The organism is Marinomonas balearica (assembly GCF_004362145.1).
In the GTDB taxonomy this organism is placed as follows: Bacteria; Pseudomonadota; Gammaproteobacteria; order Pseudomonadales; family Marinomonadaceae; genus Marinomonas; species Marinomonas balearica.
Window position 1 is genome coordinate 63,199 of sequence record NZ_SNXC01000011.1, and the last position, 19,190, is coordinate 82,388.

The window sequence follows — 19,190 nt, forward strand, 5'->3', positions numbered from 1 at the left end:
CCAGTGTTGTTTGAGAGAGTGAATCAATGTTCTAAAAGAGATGTAGATTATCGCTGGCAGAAATCGCCATTGAGCCAAATCGTATTGATTAACGAGCCAATGCTCAAGAGCCCTGATGGATAATTTCGATATCTTCAACGCAGAGGGACTTATAGACTGAATTATTCGCAGGTTCCTTAGGATGTAATTAATAATAGTTATTTAAAATCAGTATTATGAAATCAATCAATTTTATAAAACTGATGTAGTCTCTTAAAGTAATGTTTATTGGGTACGGGGTTTTACCGGTATCTCAAAATGACTTTAGGAGATATGTGATGAAAAACTACACTTTATATTGTGCCACTCGTGATGGATCCTGCCGCTTGGCGGAAGACACATTGGCAAGTAACAATATTGCTTTTGAAACAGTAAGCATTGAATCGACAGCCTCTTCAAAAATATCTAAAGCAGAACTCATTTGTATGATTGGGTTGGAGCTTGCAAAGGTTCCTCAGCTATTTTACGGCTCTGAATATGTGGGCAACCTTCGTGATTTACAAAATCAGCTGACGTCTGTATGAGTTAATTTAACCTTTTTAATACAAAGAGAGGCAAGAACAAGCCCTCCCACTGTAAACAGGCACAGCGGTCTGAGAGTAAGGAGCTCTACAGTCATAAAACTGTGTTAAGGTTGCTTTGACTTCCTTGGGTTAGAGGGTGTGATACGAGATGATAGGCCGCATATTAGATAAGTTACTGTTTGGAACGGCGCTGTTATTGGCTCTTCAAGTTCCTTTGTTGGTTGATCATTATCAGCAGTTTCTATCGGGACTGTATGAGTCGACAAAGTGGCAGGTAGAAGGTTACGAAGCAACCGCCAAAAAGTACGAGTATTCTTCATTACGATCTATGATTGATCACCACCTTCAAAATGACGTGAAAAGTGTTCGAGAGGATGCACATCAAAAACTGCTTACGCTTGATTTGTTTGATGAACTGTCGAAAGGAATTCAGATATTTAACGATGGTCATCTGATTGATAAAGCTATTTTTATGTTGCATCCGTCACGCTACGTTTATTTAGAAAAAACCATTCAGCATTTTAAAATTGGCATTCCCTTATCAGCGACCGGTTTAACGTTTGGCGTTGTAGTGGCATTCATTATCCATTTGTTACTGACTTGGCCATTTATTGCTGTATCTAGGAGAGCTAGTCGCAATAAGGTTCGTCGAGACCCTTCTTCACGCACGAGTAGAATGTAGAAAAATAGCCGTTAACTGGGACGAATGTTTGGCATCTTTTCTGCACGTAATTCGCCGACCACACTGTATAGGCTCGAATACTTCCATGATATCGTTTAAAAATCCGAGTACGCACTTTGCCTCACTCGTTGCTTTCTTTGCGGCTGCATTTTGGGGCGTTTATTGGATTCCACTGCGTTATTTGGAATCTCAAGGTGTTCAAGGGGTTACGGCCGTCGTGTTATTGAGCTTGCCAGCCATTCTTCCGCTATTGATCATGGTTGGCATGACTCGACATCGTTATCAAACGCACTGGCGAGCACTTTGTTTAATTGGGTTATGTACAGGGCTTGGAATCGCGTTGTATTCGTCTGGCGTGATTTATTCTTCCGTCGTTAGAGCGACGCTTTTGTTTTACTTAACGCCTGTCTGGTCGACGCTCATTGAGATTTTCTGGCTAAGAGAGCGTGTGACATGGACTCGTTGGTTAGCGGTTGTCGTAGGTCTACTAGGAATGGTGTTGTTACTGTCGGGTGGGGATTGGGGCGAGCAAGGAAAAGGCGACATACTTGCGTTTCTTTCAGGTATTTTTTGGGCGTTCGGGGCGTCTATGGTTCGTAGATATAATCGTATTCCTATTCCCGGCATGGCGCTGGGGCAGTTTTCATTCACTGTAATCGGCGCATTGTTAATAGGCTATTTTTTAGGTTCTACGCCAATGGACGACGTTGATCTGACTCACAGTGCTGGTCTTGTGATGTTCTCTTTTTCATTGTTGATTCTAATGCCGATTGTGGCTGCGATATTTTGGGCGCAAAAGGTCATTAATCCGGGACGTGCTGGGCTATTGATGATGTCTGAAGTGATGGTCGCTGTGATTTCGGCAAGCATTATTCTACCGGAAGAGCGTATGCATACCATCGAGTGGTTTGGGGCGGTTTTAATTCTGAGTGCATGTTTGGTTGAGGTACTGGGCTCAATGCAATTAAAAACAGACTCTAAACAATTCACTTAATGCAGGACCGTCGATCTAATCTCGTAATAGTTAGATTGAACAAAAATAAAAAATTGATTTCTAGGAGGCAAAATGTACCAACGCACACTGGGAAAATCAGGATTACTGGTATCAGAGATAGGTTTAGGCTGTTGGCAGCTAGGGAACGACTTTGGTGCAATTGAAGATGGGGTAGCAAACGATATTTTAACGACGGCCTATCAACAAGGAATTACCTTTTTTGACACTGCAGATGTCTATGGAGTAGGCCTGTCAGAAGAAAGAATAGGTAAGTGGCGAAGAGCGTTTGATACGGTTCCAGTCATTGCCACAAAAGTAGGACGAAACTCAAATCTTTATCCGAACGGATATTCAAAAGCGTCAATCAAAGAAAGCTTAGCCGATTCTGCAAAACGCTTAGGTGTGGAGGCGCTGGATCTCGCACAGCTTCATTGTGTACCGCGTGATGTGTTGTTTGATGGTGATATCATCGCTTGGATGGAAGATTTACAAAAAGAAGGGCTAATAAAGCACTTTGGCGCAAGTGTCGAAATGCTGGATGAAGCACTGTTTTGTTGTGAATCGTCTGCGTTGACCTCATTGCAGATCTTATTCAATGTTTTTCGACAGGATGCGACAACGGAATTGTTCCCGATAGCGGCTCAGAACGACGTGGGTATTATTGTTCGTTTACCGCTAGCCAGTGGTCTATTGTCTGGGAATATGACGAAAGCTCGAACGTTCGAACAGGGAGACCACAGAAACTATAACCGTGACGGAGCAGCCTTCCATGTGGGAGAAACCTTCAATGGTATTCCTTATGAGTTGGGTGTTGATTTAGCGGAACAGGCAAAAGATCTGCTTCCTGAAGGAATGGAGCTGGTGGATCTCGCTTTACGTTGGATCTTGGATCACCCTCAGGTTTCCAGTGTTATAGCCGGTTCGACAAAAGCCTCACAAGTTCTGCGGAATGTTAAAGCGTCAGGTTTACCTCCTCTGTCCGTTGAGCTACATCAACAGCTTGCGACGTTTTATAAACTCTCAGTACGTCATCATATTCGGGGTGGTATTTAAAGCGCCGAGATTCCTTTTTATATCCTGCTTTTAATAGGTTGTTTTTCAGTAATATAGGCGGTTCGAAAACAACTGTACCAAATTAAAAGCGGGATTCTTAAATGACATCATCGGTCAAACAAACAATGACACATCAGCAAAGCACTTCTTGGTTGGCCGTTGTCTTAATATGGTTATCCGGTGTTTCTGCAGCAATGCAGTTTTCGAAGTTTTCCATTTCTTATAATCAACTCTTAGAGCACTACCAAGTTGGGCCAACTTTGGGTGGCGTGTCTCTGTCTATTGTCGGTGTGATTGGATTGATATTCGGTGTGACAGCTGGAATATTCGCTAATAAGATTGGGTATTTTAAGGTTCTGATAGGCGCTCTTTTAATCGGAGCCTTGTTGTCTTTTTCACAGTCTTTACTGCCATCGTTTGAATGGATTTTAATATCTCGCTTACTGGAAGGCTTTTCGCAGCTTGGGGTTGTTGTGGCTGCGCCAACGATTATCGCGATATTGAGTGCACCGCAGCATAAGTCCATTACGATGGGGTTGTGGGGGACATTTTTTGGTGTGGCTTTCGCGATCAGCGGTTGGATAGGTAATGACATCTTGGAGAGATACAGTCTAGCCGGTTTGTATCTAAGTCATGCGGTGTTTATTTCTTCTATGGCATTAATATTAGTACTGATTCTGGATAAGAACGAATCCAGATATCGTTCAACGATCTCAGTAAATAACGAACCCTACTTTACAAAACTGTGGGCCATTTACCGCAACCCTCGAACACTGCTGCCAAGTGTGGTTTTCTTATTTTATACCTGTACATTGGTCTCGATTTTGACCTATGTGCCGAACTTTATTGAAGACAAGCAAATACGCGCGACTATGCAAATTGTTTTGCCATTGATCAGTACGTGCGGCACATTTTTAGCAGGCGCAATCGCACAATATTGGCTAACACCGCAACGGGTTGCGCTGGTGGCTTACATTGGTCTTGGTATTGGTGCGACGTTATTACAACTGTTTTCATCGGATCAGACTCTTTTGTGCATAATCTTCTGTTTCATCGTGTTGTGCGCAGGCTTAGTGCCCGGCGCCGCTCTTTCAATGATTCCAAAACTGGCACGTAATTCGTATGAGCAGGGGAATGGCTATGGCTTGATCGCTCAACTGGGCAACTTAGGGGCAACAATGGGGCCGCCGTTATACGCTACGGTAATTGCCGCTTTTGGCATCAACGGTTTGGTAACTGTTGTATTATGTGTTTGCTTTTTAGGAAGCGTCGCGAGTCTGCTTGCTACGAGGGTCAAACCGGACCCTCTCTCGTAACGGATGAAGATTTTTATGGCCTTAGCATAGACTTTTAACCTGTAGCCTTTATAGTACGCTCATTAATCAATTCTCGTACCTGATACGTCAAATTACTTTTGGAAAGCACATGATCACTGTTTCTAACGTTACCATGCAATTTGGTAGCAAGCCCTTATTCGAAAACATTTCCGTTAAATTCGGAGATGGCAACCGCTACGGCCTGATTGGCGCGAATGGATGCGGTAAATCCACGCTAATGAAGATTCTGGATGGGTCGCTTGCATCGACAGCAGGTAACGTGTCAGTTACACCAAATGAACGCGTTGGTAAGCTGAATCAGGATCAGTTTGCGTTCGAAGAGTTCTCTGTGATTGATACCGTTATTATGGGCCACAAAGAACTTTGGGAAGTAAAAAAAGAACGTGATCGTATATACAGCTTGCCTGAAATGAGCGAAGAAGACGGCATTAAAGTGGCTGAGCTGGAAGGTGAATTCGCTGAAATGGACGGCTACAGTGCAGAAAGCCGTGCAGGCGAAATTCTACTGGGTGCCGGTATTGCCGAAGAGCTTCACTTTGGCCCAATGAGCGAAGTCGCTCCGGGTTGGAAGCTTCGTGTATTGCTTGCTCAAGCCTTGTTTTCAGCGCCTGATATATTGTTGCTTGATGAGCCTACCAACAACTTGGACATTGATTCGATTCGTTGGCTTGAAGAGATTCTTAACGATTATAAATCCACCATGGTGATTATTTCCCATGACCGTCACTTCTTGAACTCTGTGTGTACTCACATGGCGGATATTGATTACGGCGAGCTTCGTGTTTACCCAGGTAACTACGACGATTTCATGCTGGCTTCTACGCAAGCGCGTGAAACAATGATGGCGGCTAATGCTAAAAAATCCGCTCAAATTTCTGAGTTAAAGCAGTTTGTTGCGCGCTTTTCTGCGAATGCATCGAAAGCCAAGCAGGCCACATCGCGTGCTAAGCAATTGGATAAAATACAACTGCAAGACATTAAGCCTTCTAGTAGACAGAATCCATTTATTCGTTTTGAACAAGATAAGAAACTGCATCGCCAAGCGCTGATACTTGAAAACATTGGTCACGGTTTTGATGGCGAAACGCTATACAGTGGCGGAAGCTTAATGCTTGAAGCAGGAACTCGATTAGCAGTACTGGGTGAAAACGGCGTTGGTAAAACGACATTTTTACGTGGCCTAATGTCTGAGTTTGACTTTAATCAAGGTGAGGTTAAATGGGCCGAAAATGCGGTTCTGGGTTACTGTCCACAAGACAGTAATGATGACTTCGCGAATGATATGACGATCTTTGAGTGGATGAGTCAATGGCGTAAAGAAGGCGACGATGACCAAGCTGTTCGTGGCATTTTGGGGCGTATGTTGTTCTCTTCTGATGACATCAAGAAGAAAGCGAAAGTCTGTTCTGGTGGTGAGAAAAACCGTTTGTTGTTTGGCAAGATAATCATGCAACAGCCTAACGTGCTGATTATGGATGAGCCTACTAACCACTTAGACATGGAATCCATTGAGTCTTTGAACATGGCGCTTGATATGTTCGAAGGTACTTTGATCTTCGTCAGCCATGACCGTGAGTTTGTTTCCTCTCTTGCTACTGAAATCATTCAAATCAAAGACAAGAAGTTGGATCATTTCCGAGGCAACTACGACGAGTTCCTTGCTAGCCGTAGCGAAGGTTAAGCATTTAACACAGCCGTTTAGAGGCGTTTTCCTTTAAACGGCTGTTTTCCTTTCCGCTGAGCTTTCTTGGCTTGGCGCCAGTATGCCGGATGCAAAGTTTTTCAGAACCTCTACAAACGCTTCTGCTGCTGGCGTGAGCTGCGATTGTTCTAATTTCGCCACGCCCATCGTTAATGGCATAAGCTTTTCTTTTAATGGAATTGACGCGAATTTTGTTCCGTCCAGCGCGACATTACTGTGCACTGGTGTATTAAAAATGGAATAACCGAAACCGTTTGCGACCATGCCCCTCACCATGCCTAACGAATGAGCATTATGGCTAATCATAGGTTCGATTCCTTGACCAATAAATAGAGAGCTAAAATACTCTCGGCTCATTGGCCAATCCAACATCACCATTGGGTGTTTTGCGAGTTCATGAATAGAGACTTGTTTCTTCTTAGCTAACGGATGATTCAGTTCTACAACGACATAAGGGGGCAGGCTGATAAGAGGGATAAATTCAATATTGGCTGGAAGTTGCATATCGTAAGTGATTGCCAATTCGTATTTACTGTTAATGAGCCCTTGGATCAAATCTCTTTGGTGCATTTCATCGCATTGCACGTTTACGGCAGGGTATTGATCAACAAACTCTTTAAGCATCGAAGGCATCATTAAAGAAGTAAATGTAGGGAAGCCTACAATACTCAAAGAACCGGAAACTTCCGTGCCAAGCGTTTGAGCAAATTGAGACAGATCATCCGCCCCTTTTAGTAATGCTTTTGCTTTGTGGAAAAATTGCCATCCTTGAGTGGTCAGAGACAACCCTTGAGCATGGTGACGAATAAACAATTGTAAGCCTGTAACGTCTTCAAGGTGATGGATCGCAGAGGAAATCGAAGGCTGGGAGACAAACAAAAGCTCGGCTGCTTTAGTGACACTGCTGTGTTCTCCGGCAAGAACAAAGTAGGTCAGCTGTTTTAGTGTGAATTTGTTCGCCATTGGTTGTACCCCTAATTATGGTCTATTGCATCAACTTGGATTAGCACGCATTTTGACGTATTGCCTTAGTCGTCGTTAGCATTGATAAAACAAATACTAACCGCGACTGGGTTTTGAATTTTAAATGCAATTGTTTTGCCAATTTTTGAAGCTACAAACGTCGCATATTTGCGCTTTTTCACATCAAAATGCGGTGTTTTGTAACCTTGAGGTAGGTTTTGCTTTATGACAGTGCGCGCGTAGCGGATCGGCCTTGTGCATTGACCTTAATGAGATCAATGCACAAAGCGGCGTAAGAACATCGGTTAACAGGAGGTGTCGGTTAAGAAAGCATGTCGGTTAAGAAAAAGCGGGCAATGGTTACAAATCTCTCTACAAGTCACCCGGTACACCGTAGCTCGCAGCGTGTGCTGGAGACTCGGCTCGCAATATGTAATCGTTCATTTGAGGTTCATACATGTCGAGCAAAACCTGAAGCTCTGACAGTGGGGCGTCGTGCCAGTCCACTCTCAAGTCCACTATAGGCCAACTTGGTTTTGAGTAAACTTGAAGCCCTGCAGATTGTACTGAACCTGCTTCGCCACCTGCGTCTAACCCTGCTTGTAATGCAGAAAGCAGTCGTTGTGGAAGAGGTAAATCTTCATTACTTTCGAAGGAAGCGATCATTGCAGCGGGAACGTCAGAGTTATCCAAAAGGTTTCCCATGGCAATACACGCATCGCCAGACGCTTCGTCATAGATTCCTAGCGCATTTTCTCCGCTGAATGTAACGCCTTCGCCCTGAGCATTTAAAATGCCCAGTTGGCGATATTCAATATAGGTTTCGTGCTCTTTTAGCTTTTCAAGCGTCTCTTCAGGCGTGGCTCCGGAGCTTAATTGCTCAAGACCGAACGGACCTAAAGTAGGGTTCGTGACGTTTTGTGTCAACACGACACCGACGTCGGATTTTGCGAATGCACACCGACTTGCAACACAAATACTGGATGATGTGATTGCGCTTCCCACCATGCCTGTTTTTTTACAGTAACCTGCGATAGAAAAGGTCATATTGGACTCCAGTTTATACGTCGCTTTCAGGGATAACTGCGATAACATCAATTTCCATCAACCATTCAGGCTGCGCCAATCCGGCTACGACCAATCCAGTTGAAATGGGATAGACACCTTTCAACCATTTGCCGACTTCTTTATAGACGGGTTCTCTGAATCTTGGATCAGTTATATAAGTGGTTGTTTTCACTATGTGCGTTAAATTCGAACCACATTCCTCCAACAATTGTTTGATGTTTTTCATGGCTTGCTCTGCTTGAGCTTGAGGGTTACCTAGGCCAATAAGGTTACCGTCAAAGTCAGTACCTACCTGACCGCGAACATACACGGTATTGCCTGCTACAACGGCTTGGCATAGATCATTATCAAGCGATTGGTTAGGGTAGGTTTCTTTAGTATTAAACATACGAATTCGAGTATGAGTCGGCATGTATTTTTCCTATTAACGGATGATGGAGTTAGGCAATTTCAACGCTTGGTTCTGGAATATTGCATTCGTACTCGTGATACTTTCTTTGAGTTTCAATGTGATCGGCGATGTATTTTGCATCGTGCCAGCATCCCCAGATGAAACTTGATCCACGACGAGATAACCAAGGCAACCCCACGAAATAGATTCCAGACAACGCAGTGACGCCTCGTTGATGTTTTGGAGCACCTTTATCATCAAAAACGTCTAAATCCAGCCAACTGTAATCTGACTTAAAACCGGTTGCCCAAATAATAGAGGTGATCCCTGATGCGGCTAAATCCAGCTCACGAATTGGATTTAGCATGCATTCTGGCTGAGGTAAAATTCGTTTTGCACTGGGCTCTTCTGGGAGATCTAACCCATTTTTCTCGATGTAAGCGTCCGCTTCTTCTAGCAATGAAAGATAGTTTTCATCACCTTTCTCAATGTTTTGAACAAGATCGTTTGAAAAACTCAGAGTGCCATTCGTGAATGCATGGGTGCGTCCTAATAGCGTGATATTGTTATTGGCAAGTTCTCTGAAATCGATTGTTATACCCTTGTGTGCGCCGCTTACGGCGATCGTAACGTGTTCTGCATCCGGTGCAGCAGCGGGCGCATCCCATTTACCTAACACGCCAAGCCACCATACAAAATCTCGGCCACGATATGAACGTGGTGGGCGGTCATGTGGTCCTACAGAAAGGTAGACCTTTTTACCTGATCGGTTTATTTCATCCGCGATTTGAACGCCTGATGAGCCTGCCCCAACGACAAGTACGGCGCCAGAATCAAGCTGCTCTGGATTAAAATAATGAGACGAGTGGAGCTGTTTTAGGCCGGTAATTTCGGGCACGATCGGGGGGATGGATGGCTTCTGAAATGGCCCAGTTGCGCATACAATACGCTTGGCTTTTATACACCCTTTACTGGTTTCGATTGCATACCCTGCTTCTCCCTCAAGCGTTGAGACCTGCTTTACCGTGACGTCGGTGTAAACCGGTAAATTAAACTTTTCAACATACTCTTCAAAGTAACGCGCTACGCGTTCTTTACTTGGAAATGCATCAGGGTCAAGCCCTTCAAATTGAAGATTTGGGAAGCGATCGTGCCATGCAGGGCCATTGGCGACCAGCGAGTCCCAGCGTTGAGAGCGCCATCTTTCCGCTATCCGATTTTTTTCTACAACAATATGCGGAACATTAAGGGCAGTAAGGTGTTCACTGGTTGCAATCCCTGCCTGACCTGCGCCAATTACTAGCGTATCAACTACTGTGTTATCTAATTTCAATTTAGTCACCTTTATGCATAAGATTTTTGCACTGATGACTGGAAGGTTACGGTAGGTCGAATTATTAATAAAATACGATTATCTAAATCGTTGAATTGAAAAATGTTATGTAACCTTGATCGAATTAATAAAACTTATTTAGGAGTTTATTTAATAATAATTTAGGTTCAATTGATAAATGGGTATGTTTTTAGAATAGGGTATACATACGTAAAGGGAGAGATGCCTCCCTAACTATAACATTTGAGAGGTTAGTGGTTTGTCTTCATATACAAAAGAATATTGGCTTGAAAAAAACGCTAATTTAGAGATTGAATCCTGCGCATTTATAGCAGGGAAGTTTGTTAATGCGTCAAATAGCGAAACGTATGCGGTGGTTAATCCCGCTACAAAAGAACAAATTGCGAGTGTGGCTGCGTGCACTGAACAGGATGTCGATACGGCAGTAAAACATGCCAGAGATTCGTTCGAGCAGGGCATTTGGGCAAATCAATCCCCCTCAGACCGTAAAGCCGTAATGAAGCGCTTAGCTGAACTGATTCGCGAACATCAAGAAGAGCTTGCGTTACTAGAAAGTATAAACGTGGGCAAGCCTATCATGGATGCAATGAATGTCGATATATTGGGCGCCGCTGCGTGTTTTGATTGGTATGCAGAAGCCATCGATAAAATATACGGTGAAGTCGCGCCAACAGACGGTTTAAACATTGCGACAATTACCAAGGAGCCAGTTGGTGTTGTCGGCGCCATCGTTCCGTGGAATTTCCCGTTAGATTTGGCGGCTTGGAAGTTAGCCCCCGCTCTAATTTCAGGCAATTCAGTTGTATTGAAACCCGCTGAGCAGTCTCCTCATACCGCGTTACGTATTGCGGCCTTAGCCAAGGAAGCCGGATTACCTGACGGGGTTCTGAGCGTGGTGACGGGACACGGACACATTGTTGGTAAAGCAATGGGTCTTCATAACGACATTGATTGCATTACTTTTACTGGGTCGACGCCGACGGCAAAGTTGCTGATGGGCTACTCTGCAGAATCCAATATGAAACCCGTATGGCCTGAAACAGGTGGTAAGAGCCCCAATCTCATTTTTGGCGATTGTGAGCTGGATAATGCAGTGGAACATGCCGCGAGGGGGATCTTTTTCAACCAAGGCGAGGTGTGTTCTGCAAACTCAAGAATCTTAGTTGAGCGCAGTATTAAAGATGCTTTTATACAAAAGTTGAAAGTGAAAGCGGAATCTATGGTGGTTGGTGATCCGATGGATCCAGATACCCAAGTTGGGGCGCTTATTGATTCTAATCACGCAGCTAAAGTCCGCGCTTTTATTCAGGAGGCGTTGGACGAAGGGGCGACTTTGGTGACGGGTGGTCTGGGAGACTGCACGACCAATTCTGTTCCGCCAACGATTTTGGACAATGTCACACCGGAAATGAACATTGCCCGCGAAGAAGTGTTTGGCCCTGTGGTCGTTATTATGCCATTTGACGATCAAGAGGATGCGATCGCGTTAGCAAATGATTCGATTTATGGCTTGGCCGCGTCGGTTTGGACGACTAACCTCAACCGCGCTCATTTGGTATCCAAGCGGCTTAAAGCGGGTACGGTTTCCGTAAATACTATGGATGCATTGGATATGTCGACTCCTTTTGGGGGGTATAAACAGTCTGGCTTTGGCCGTGATCTTTCCCTGCATGCTTTCGACAAGTTTACTCAATTAAAAACTACTTGGATTAAACTCGGTTAGATCAAATAATGTTAAGCCCTTTGCTTTCGAGTAAAGGGCTTTTTTAGTTTTTATAGTTTTTTCAGTAAAAAAAACCGCCATGTAGGCGGTTAAATATGGGGGGCAATAGTCTTCTAGTCCTTATAAATAACCGTCCTGTTTTAAGTCTTTCATTGTCTCTACAATACTTTCTCGCAATGTCGATACTAAGAAATCCACATTATCTTTCGATAAGGTTAGCGGCGGGGATAATATGTTCATGTGTGCTAACGGTCTGACGATGAGCCCTCGTTTTTGGCAATGATCGGCAATTCTATTACCGACTTGAGCTTCAGGATCAATCAGTTCTTTTGATTCCTTATTGGCCACATTCTCGACACAAACCATAAATTTCTTACCGCGCACGTCACCCACTATGGGCAAATCCATAAGCGTCTTTAGCTGCTCTTCAAAATACGAACCGATTTCTTGGACGTGACCACAGAGGTTTTCTCTCTCCATGATTTCTATATTTTTAAGGCCTGCCGCACAGCTTACTGGGTGGCCGGAATAGGTAAAGCCATGCGTAAATAGAGCGCCGTCTGCTTGAGGTTTACTGATTACATCGTAAATATCGTCAGACAGAATCGTCGCGCCTAACGGTAAATAGCCTGAGGTGAGGCCTTTTGCACAGGTGATGATGTCTGGCACTATGTCGAACTCGTCTTTAGAGGCAAACATATGTCCTAGACGACCAAATGCAGTGACAACTTCATCCGATACGTAAAGCACGCCATACTTACGACAGACGTCTAGCGTACGTTTGTGGTAGCCCTTCGGCGGAACAATGACACCGCCTGCGCCCATAATAGGTTCAGCAAAGAAAGCGGCAACATTGTCAGGCCCAAGCTCCAAAATCTTGTTTTCCAGCTCTTGAACTTTTTCATCGCAGAAGTCTTCAATGGATTGGCTTTCAGGGCGACGATAAGGGTTGGGGCAGGAAATATGATGAACAAGCTGTTCATCGATATCAAAGCCAATGTGGTCAAATTTAACGCCTGTAATAGACATCGCCATATAGGTACTGCCGTGATACCCATCAATGCGTGAAATGATTTTTTTCTTACTTTTTTTACCAAGCTGATTAAAGTAAAAGTGAATAATACGAACAGCGGTGTCGTTTGCTACTGATCCTCCACAACCATAAAAAACGTGATTCAGATTACCCGGTGCCAGCTCTGCAATTTTTGCGGCCAATTTCGCTGCAGGAACGGTAGTGTGGTGTCCAAAACAAGAATAATATGGAACTTTCATGATTTGCTCTGCAATGGCTTGTGCCATTTCTTCACGAGCATAACCGATGTTGACGCACCATAAACCGCCAATACCATCAAGATACCGATTTCCGTCTCCATCTGTGATGTGAACATTGTCGCTGTCTTCAACGACAATCGAACCTGTTTCTTTAAACGTGGAGAAGTCTGTCCATGGGTGAATGTAATGGTCCTTGTCTTGCTGCCAGACTTGGTACATTTCGGCGGATTTATTTTCAGACATCGAATGGTTCCTCGGAATAGAATTATAATCTGTATAAATAATTTATAGAGAGTTCTGGCTTCGGTAAAATATGTTTTTTCTTTGTTTGCATAGGAAAAACTAAAGCGAAAAAAGGCTTACGGTGACTCGCTTAACGAGTCAATTAATCGCTCTATGAAGGCTTCTGATTTAGCCAATTGTTCAATATAAATAAACTCATCGGGTTTATGACCTTGCTGCATACTTCCGGGTCCACACACGACAGTGGGAAGTTTTAAGCGTTCGCTAAACAAACCACCTTCAGTGCCAAAGTTTATTTGACCTTCTTCGGCGTCATCAGTGAGATTTTTTAGGTATGAGATGATTGCGTCATCATTGGATTTGGCGAGTCCGGGGTATTCGGTAAGTACTTCGATGGCGATATCTGTATCAGACGCTTTTTGTGTCATTTCGCCGATTAGTTCTTGGCAGTAGTCAGCAAAGTGCCCTAACAGGTCTTGTGGATTATCGTCTGCGATATTGCGAATTTCGAAATCAAACTGGCAGTGATTTGGTACGATATTTAATGCCGTTCCGCCCTGTATTATGCCGGTATGTATGGTCGAGTACGGAATGTCATACTGTGTGTGAAAGGGGCCATTTTGTGCTTTATCGTTTGCTGCGTTCTCAAGCCAGTTAACCAGTCTGGCAGCGTAGTTCACTGCATTTACGCCGTGTGGCGCCATCCCCGAGTGGCATTCTTTTCCTGTCACGGTGACACGCGCTGCAAGCTTTCCTTTGTGTGACGTTACCAATTTCATTTCAGTCGGTTCGCCAACAATACAGGCTGCGGGTTTTACATCCAGATGCTTCAGCTTTTCTATTAGACTGCGCACGCCAAGGCAGCCAATTTCCTCGTCGTATGAGAACGCAAAATGAATCGGCTTGGTCAGGTTTGCGCTCAGCATTTTGGGCACAGAGGCTAATGCAACAGCAATGAAAGATTTCATATCCGCTGTGCCGCGCCCGAATGCTTTGCTGTCCAGAAATGTTAGTTTAAATGGATCAGTTGACCATGATTGGCCTTTTACTGGAACCGTATCTGTGTGTCCGGATAATAATATACCGGGTTTTTCTATCGGGCCAATCGTTGCATATAGGTTAGCTTTGGTTTTCTCTTGATTGTAATCCAGTGTTGATTCAACGCCATATTCATTGAGAAATGATTGAATATAAGCCATTAATTCCAGATTAGAATGCACACTGGTGGTGTCGAATGAAATAAGTTTAGTGAGCGTGTTTATCGTCAGCTGGGTTGCCATCAATTTGCCTTTTTGTGTAACTCTCTTGAGTTTTCTTTATGAAATCAGCGGCGCGTTCTCCGATCATTATGCAGACGGCATTGGTGTTACCGCTTATTAGAGTCGGCATGATCGAAGCATCGGCGACACGTAGACCTGTTATGCCATGAACACTTAAGTCTGGCTTGACGACCGATTGCGTGTCCGTGCCCATTTTGCAGGTGCCGACGGGGTGAAACACGGTTGCGCCGTATTCTTTTACATAATCCATAAGCTGCTCGTCTGTTTGGCAGTGCTCTCCGGGCAGCATTTCTTTTCCTCGTGCTCCATCGAATTCAGAATCGGAGAGGATTTTTCGAGCGCAGCGTATTCCTTCAATTAAGGTTTTTGCGTCGTCTTCATTCGATAAAAAGTTGTAATCGAGCAATAAGTTTTGTTCTTTGGTGATCGATATATGCCCGATACTTTTTGGCCTCAATACGCAGGTGTGGATTGCGTAGCCGTGCCCCCATTCAAACAGCCGACCTCGGTGACTGCGGTATCCGGGAACAAAGTGGAATTGTATGTCAGGGCGATTGTCGTTTGTCGTGGATGCAAACCCGCCAGCTTCAACATAATTGGTTGTTAACCATCCTTTTCGTTTTAGTAAAAACTGGAAAGGAGACGTTAAAACCTGAGGTAAGGAGCCAAATGAAAAGCCCAATGTTTGAGTTGCATTTGACCTTACCGTAACCAAGCCATCTAAATGATCTTGTAGATTTTGCCCAACCCCTTTCAACTCATGCTGGACGTGTATTCCGGCTTGTTCGAGCGCTTGTTTTGGGCCGATGCCTGATTTCATCAAAATGAATGGGCTGCCCAACGCGCCAGCGCTCAAGACAACCTCTTGCTTGGCTATCAGTGTTGTTTTTTCGTCTTCCTGCCGGACGATCACACCTATGGCTTTTTTATTCTCTATGAGAACTTTTTCAACTTGAACATTGGGAATCACAGTGAGGTTTGTACGCTGTTTAACGATAGGGTGAACAAACGCTTTAAAACTGGATTGGCGAAAACCATCTTTTTGAGTCACATTATAGAGGCCGACACCCATTTGAGTATCACCGTTGAAGTCGGAGTTTTGACTTAAGCCCAATGCCTGTGAGGCGGCTTTAACAAACTTTAGAGAAAATGGGTTTGGGCTATTGGGTTTGTCGACATGCAACTCGCCTTGCGTGCCATGGAATTGTTCTGATTGACCCAACAGATTTTTTTCAGATTTTTGGAAGAACGGGAGTACGTCGTTCCAGCCCCAGCCAGTTGCTCCTGATGTTTGCCATTGTTCATAATCCTTTGCGTCTCCTCGAATATAAATCATGCTGTTCATTGAGGAAGAGCCTCCAAGAGCTTTTCCTCGAGGGCAGTGAAGTACTCGATGATTCATGTTTTTTTGTGGGGCAGAATAATAGTTCCAGCTGTACTTCTTACTTTTATACAGAGATATGGTGCCCGCAGGGATTTGAATTCTAGGCGAGTTGTCTTTGTCTCCAGCTTCAATAAGGCAAACCCTAATCGCAGGATCTTCCGATAACCTGCTAGCAATTACGCTGCCTGCTGATCCAGCTCCAACGACAATATAATCAAACGTTTTGTGAGTCATGGGTTTACCTCTTAAAGCACTTAATGCATTTCTGAAAGATCATCATGAAGAAGAGACAGTATTTCTCTTTTCAACGAGATGAAATCCGGTTCCATTACCATATCCAGTGTTCTGGGATGTGGGATGTTAACGTCGAGAACTTTCTGAATGCGTCCGGGTCTTGCGCCCATCACAAACACTCTGTCTCCGAGCATGATGGCTTCATCGATATCGTGTGTGACGAATACAACCGTCTTTTTACTGTGTTCCCATACTTGCAGTAATAACTGCTGCATTTGCATTCTAGTCTGGCTGTCCAAAGCTCCAAACGGTTCGTCCATAAGTAAAATTTCTGGGTCATTCGCGAGCGAACGTGCGATAGCTACGCGCTGTTTCATACCACCCGAAAGTTGCTTTGGGTTACGATCTGCAAAGTTCTCTAAGCCGACTTCTTTAAGGTATTTCTGAACGATTTTTTTTCGTTCTGGCGCTGGCATTTTCTTTTGCTTTAAACCAAATTCAATGTTTTCAGAGACGGAAAGCCAAGGGAACAAGGTGTAGCCTTGAAAGACCATGCCCCGCTCAGCACTGGGGCCGTCGACCACTTTTCCTGCGACTTTGATTTCACCGTCAGTTGGGCTGTTGAGACCCGCTGTTAGATAAAGTAGGCTGGATTTACCGCACCCTGATGGCCCAACAATGACGGCAAATTCATTTTCTCGTACTTCCATTGAGACTTTATCCAGCGCAGTAAAATCGGTCCCCGTCGATGTTGGAAACTTGAGTGTTACCTCGTCAATGTGCAGTTGGATCTTTTCCGAAGTTGTCGCCTCTTTAATCGGCGTCGTATTGTCCTGTTTTTGTTGCTCGTCGCTTACAGTAGACGGCAGTGGCTCTGCTAGTTGGCCCATGCGCTTAACCTCGCTCTTAAAACTCTAAAAAACTGATCCGTCAAAAGTCCCAATAGGCCAATGATGACAATTGCCAAGAAAATAACGTCGACCTGAAAACCTCGCATGGCTTTAAGGCTTATGTATCCAAGGCCGCTGGTTGCTGCGACTAATTCCGCAACCACTAGATATGTCCATGCCCAGCCAATGGTGACGCGTAATGTATCCAATATGCCGGGTAATGATGCGGGAGCGATGACCTGAGTGACAACCTTCGAACGACTTGTGCCCAGTGTGTAAGCTGCATGCAGTAAGTCTTTCGAAACCCCACGAGAGACGTCGGATATCATCACCAATTGTTGAAAAAATACGCCGAAGAAAATAACGGTTACGCGTTGTTCTATCCCAATGCCGATCCACAAGATAAAAAGCGGCACAAAAGACGTAACAGGCAGATAGCGGATGAAGTTTACAAGGGGCTCTAATACGGCTTGTACTATTTTGAAGCTGCCCATTAACATCCCAAGAGGAATGGAAAGCATTGAAGAGACAATGAAACCAATTAAAACAACCTGAATACTGGCCCACATATGTTCGAACAGGGTACCGTTTTCCGCAAGACGTACGCCAGTACTTAGCACATCCATCGGCGAAGGAAGAAACATAGTAGGAACAAGGTCACTGGCAGAGAGTAAAAACCAGCTGGATAGGAGTACTATCCAGCTTAACGTTCCTGCCCCAAGCACAACTTTTTTGGGCAACTCTTCCTGTGGGGAAGTCAGCTGCTTAAAACTTACTTGCTTAGAAGACATATCGAAACCCTTTACTGTGTAACGAACGAATTGTCTACAAGTTCGTCGTATGTCACGCTGTAGTTTACGTTTTGCAATTCACTCCAAGTTTTATTTGCAAGGTCAATCACTTCAGATATTTTGCCTTCACTGCCATTAGCGCCTAATAATTCGATGTTCATTTCTTTATCGTAGAAGCGAACGGTTGACGCCGCAGCAGCAAGTTCAGCTGGGTCTGAAAGGTATCCGCCGATGCCTTTTGCCATAATTTTATTGGCTTCGTCTGGGTTCGTTTTAGTGAACTCAACAGCACGGTACAAACCATCAACCAGCGCTTTCACATCTTCAGGTTGGTTTTTAATAACATCACAGTTCAGTGCGACAACATCAACAATCACGCCCGGTGTGGCGCTACTGTCGACCAGCACTTTGCCTACATTATGAGATCGTACGTAAGACAAGTTCGGCTCCCAAGTGACTGCAACTGGAACTCTGCCTGCAATGAAAGCGCTTGCAGCGTCGTCGGCTGTCATGTTTTGAACCGTAATGTCAGACATGCTCATGCCTTCGCTTTTTAGCAAGTCTGATAACCAAAACTGAGAAACAGAGCCTTCGTTTACAGCAACGGTTTTCCCTTTTAGATCTGCAATGGAATCAATGCCGTCTTCCACTAAGATGCCATCGCCTCCAAAGCTGTCGTCCAGAACGGCAACCGATTTAAAACAAAATTTCGGGCGGTATTTAAGGATTTCGTCAATCGTTGACGCAGAACCATCTAGACGGCCTGACGCAGCAGCAGCCATATACATGGAAGATTCTTCGATAGTCGTGAGTTCTAAATTTAGGCCTTTTTCTTCAAAGTAGCCTAAGTCTTTCGCCAAATAGAGCGTGCCGTAGCCCACCCAAGTCGTATGACCTAATGAAATAGTACCTGCGTTTGCGGCACCTGCTGTGAGGGCTAATGCTGAAATGGTAGCGGCAGTACCCTTAACGAGTTTTTTCGACACTGTTTCTAGTAATGGCATTGTTTGTTCCTCTCGATGATTGATTATTGCGTTTTTTACAGTTAATCGTGTTCTATTGACCTAAACAATTATCTTTTTTTGTAGCTTTAAATAATTTTTTTTGAAGCAATATGAGAGGTGTTTCTTATTGGTGCTTAGTGTATTTTAAATGCCCAATGTTGGCGCTTTTTATTCTTTATTAAAGTAGTTTTAACTTTTTCTATATTGGATTTTTTTGATCTTTTTGGTTTGAAAAGTATTTAAAATACAGACCGTTAGAAAA

Annotated in this window: 17 protein-coding genes; 7 read left to right on the forward strand and 10 right to left on the reverse strand. The window is 44.2% G+C overall.

The window, feature by feature from the left end; all coding sequences use genetic code 11:
- Positions 1-317 precede the first annotated feature (317 nt).
- The 6 genes from DFP79_RS07755 to DFP79_RS07780 all read left to right on the forward strand — a co-directional run bounded on the left by DFP79_RS07755 (position 318) and on the right by DFP79_RS07780 (position 6,310).
- On the forward strand, positions 318-563 hold the full coding sequence (locus DFP79_RS07755; RefSeq protein ID WP_133503367.1) for a thioredoxin domain-containing protein: 246 nt from the start codon (positions 318-320) through the stop codon (positions 561-563).
- A 148-nt stretch (positions 564-711) separates the two neighbouring features.
- Entirely contained in the window at positions 712-1,245 is a 534-nt protein-coding gene (locus DFP79_RS07760) for a DUF2937 family protein (RefSeq protein ID WP_133503368.1), read from the forward strand.
- A gap of 85 nt (positions 1,246-1,330) precedes the next feature.
- A complete protein-coding gene (locus tag DFP79_RS07765) occupies positions 1,331-2,239 on the forward strand; it encodes a DMT family transporter (RefSeq protein ID WP_133503369.1) in 909 nt (302 codons plus the stop codon).
- Positions 2,240-2,311: 72 nt separating this feature from the next.
- Positions 2,312-3,292 (forward strand): aldo/keto reductase, encoded by a 981-nt coding sequence (locus DFP79_RS07770; protein ID WP_133503370.1) that lies wholly within the window; start codon positions 2,312-2,314, stop codon positions 3,290-3,292.
- A gap of 101 nt (positions 3,293-3,393) precedes the next feature.
- Positions 3,394-4,608, forward strand: a complete 1,215-nt coding sequence (locus tag DFP79_RS07775; protein WP_133503371.1) for an MFS transporter — start codon at positions 3,394-3,396, stop codon at positions 4,606-4,608.
- A gap of 109 nt (positions 4,609-4,717) precedes the next feature.
- On the forward strand, positions 4,718-6,310 hold the full coding sequence (locus tag DFP79_RS07780) for an ABC-F family ATPase (RefSeq protein ID WP_133503372.1): 1,593 nt from the start codon (positions 4,718-4,720) through the stop codon (positions 6,308-6,310).
- Between the two features lie 33 nt (positions 6,311-6,343).
- Here DFP79_RS07780 and DFP79_RS07785 read toward each other — a convergent pair whose 3' ends face one another.
- From DFP79_RS07785 to DFP79_RS07800, 4 genes are all read right to left on the reverse strand, one after another.
- The gene (locus DFP79_RS07785; protein WP_133503373.1) at positions 6,344-7,294 is read right to left on the reverse strand and encodes a LysR family transcriptional regulator; all 951 of its coding nucleotides are present in this window, start codon (positions 7,292-7,294) and stop codon (positions 6,344-6,346) included.
- Positions 7,295-7,666: 372 nt separating this feature from the next.
- Positions 7,667-8,341: a DUF1028 domain-containing protein gene (locus DFP79_RS07790; protein ID WP_133503374.1), complete on the reverse strand. Its 675-nt coding sequence runs from the start codon at positions 8,339-8,341 to the stop codon at positions 7,667-7,669.
- A gap of 13 nt (positions 8,342-8,354) precedes the next feature.
- Entirely contained in the window at positions 8,355-8,774 is a 420-nt protein-coding gene (locus DFP79_RS07795) for a RidA family protein (protein ID WP_013797028.1), read from the reverse strand.
- Between the two features lie 28 nt (positions 8,775-8,802).
- The gene (locus DFP79_RS07800) at positions 8,803-10,095 is read right to left on the reverse strand and encodes a flavin-containing monooxygenase (RefSeq protein WP_243730229.1); all 1,293 of its coding nucleotides are present in this window, start codon (positions 10,093-10,095) and stop codon (positions 8,803-8,805) included.
- 250 nt (positions 10,096-10,345) lie between these two features.
- On the opposite strand from DFP79_RS07800, the gene DFP79_RS07805 reads away from it, so the two are divergent.
- Positions 10,346-11,830, forward strand: a complete 1,485-nt coding sequence (locus tag DFP79_RS07805) for an aldehyde dehydrogenase (RefSeq protein ID WP_133503376.1) — start codon at positions 10,346-10,348, stop codon at positions 11,828-11,830.
- A gap of 120 nt (positions 11,831-11,950) precedes the next feature.
- On the opposite strand, the gene DFP79_RS07810 is transcribed toward DFP79_RS07805, so the two are convergent.
- From DFP79_RS07810 to DFP79_RS07835, 6 genes are all read right to left on the reverse strand, one after another.
- Positions 11,951-13,345: an aminotransferase gene (locus DFP79_RS07810; protein WP_133503377.1), complete on the reverse strand. Its 1,395-nt coding sequence runs from the start codon at positions 13,343-13,345 to the stop codon at positions 11,951-11,953.
- Between the two features lie 116 nt (positions 13,346-13,461).
- On the reverse strand, positions 13,462-14,625 hold the full coding sequence (gene argE / locus DFP79_RS07815; RefSeq protein ID WP_133503378.1) for an acetylornithine deacetylase: 1,164 nt from the start codon (positions 14,623-14,625) through the stop codon (positions 13,462-13,464).
- Complete coding sequence (locus tag DFP79_RS07820) at positions 14,591-16,243, reverse strand: GMC family oxidoreductase (protein ID WP_133503379.1); 1,653 nt, start codon at positions 16,241-16,243, stop codon at positions 14,591-14,593. The genes argE and DFP79_RS07820 overlap by 35 nt, the downstream gene beginning before the upstream one ends.
- 20 nt (positions 16,244-16,263) lie before the next feature.
- Positions 16,264-17,133, reverse strand: a complete 870-nt coding sequence (locus DFP79_RS07825) for an ABC transporter ATP-binding protein (protein ID WP_208111405.1) — start codon at positions 17,131-17,133, stop codon at positions 16,264-16,266.
- Entirely contained in the window at positions 17,121-17,924 is an 804-nt protein-coding gene (locus tag DFP79_RS07830; RefSeq protein ID WP_133503380.1) for an ABC transporter permease, read from the reverse strand. Before DFP79_RS07830 ends, DFP79_RS07825 begins: the two co-directional genes overlap by 13 nt.
- 11 nt (positions 17,925-17,935) lie before the next feature.
- Complete coding sequence (locus tag DFP79_RS07835; protein WP_133503381.1) at positions 17,936-18,928, reverse strand: ABC transporter substrate-binding protein; 993 nt, start codon at positions 18,926-18,928, stop codon at positions 17,936-17,938.
- Positions 18,929-19,190 lie beyond the last annotated feature (262 nt).

Bases quoted from the DNA above. Each gene is read 5' to 3' on its own strand.
- DFP79_RS07755 (WP_133503367.1), top strand. From the start codon at position 318: ATGAAAAACTACACTTTATATTGTGCCACTCGTGATGGATCCTGCCGC.
- DFP79_RS07760 (WP_133503368.1), top strand. From the start codon at position 712: ATGATAGGCCGCATATTAGATAAGTTACTGTTTGGAACGGCGCTGTTA.
- DFP79_RS07765 (WP_133503369.1), top strand. From the start codon at position 1,331: ATGATATCGTTTAAAAATCCGAGTACGCACTTTGCCTCACTCGTTGCT.
- DFP79_RS07770 (WP_133503370.1), top strand. From the start codon at position 2,312: ATGTACCAACGCACACTGGGAAAATCAGGATTACTGGTATCAGAGATA.
- DFP79_RS07775 (WP_133503371.1), top strand. From the start codon at position 3,394: ATGACATCATCGGTCAAACAAACAATGACACATCAGCAAAGCACTTCT.
- DFP79_RS07780 (WP_133503372.1), top strand. From the start codon at position 4,718: ATGATCACTGTTTCTAACGTTACCATGCAATTTGGTAGCAAGCCCTTA.
- DFP79_RS07785 (WP_133503373.1), bottom strand. From the start codon at position 7,294: ATGGCGAACAAATTCACACTAAAACAGCTGACCTACTTTGTTCTTGCC.
- DFP79_RS07790 (WP_133503374.1), bottom strand. From the start codon at position 8,341: ATGACCTTTTCTATCGCAGGTTACTGTAAAAAAACAGGCATGGTGGGA.
- DFP79_RS07795 (WP_013797028.1), bottom strand. From the start codon at position 8,774: ATGCCGACTCATACTCGAATTCGTATGTTTAATACTAAAGAAACCTAC.
- DFP79_RS07810 (WP_133503377.1), bottom strand. From the start codon at position 13,345: ATGTCTGAAAATAAATCCGCCGAAATGTACCAAGTCTGGCAGCAAGAC.
- argE (WP_133503378.1), bottom strand. From the start codon at position 14,625: ATGGCAACCCAGCTGACGATAAACACGCTCACTAAACTTATTTCATTC.
- DFP79_RS07820 (WP_133503379.1), bottom strand. From the start codon at position 16,243: ATGACTCACAAAACGTTTGATTATATTGTCGTTGGAGCTGGATCAGCA.
- DFP79_RS07825 (WP_208111405.1), bottom strand. From the start codon at position 17,133: ATGGGCCAACTAGCAGAGCCACTGCCGTCTACTGTAAGCGACGAGCAA.
- DFP79_RS07830 (WP_133503380.1), bottom strand. From the start codon at position 17,924: ATGTCTTCTAAGCAAGTAAGTTTTAAGCAGCTGACTTCCCCACAGGAA.
- DFP79_RS07835 (WP_133503381.1), bottom strand. From the start codon at position 18,928: ATGCCATTACTAGAAACAGTGTCGAAAAAACTCGTTAAGGGTACTGCC.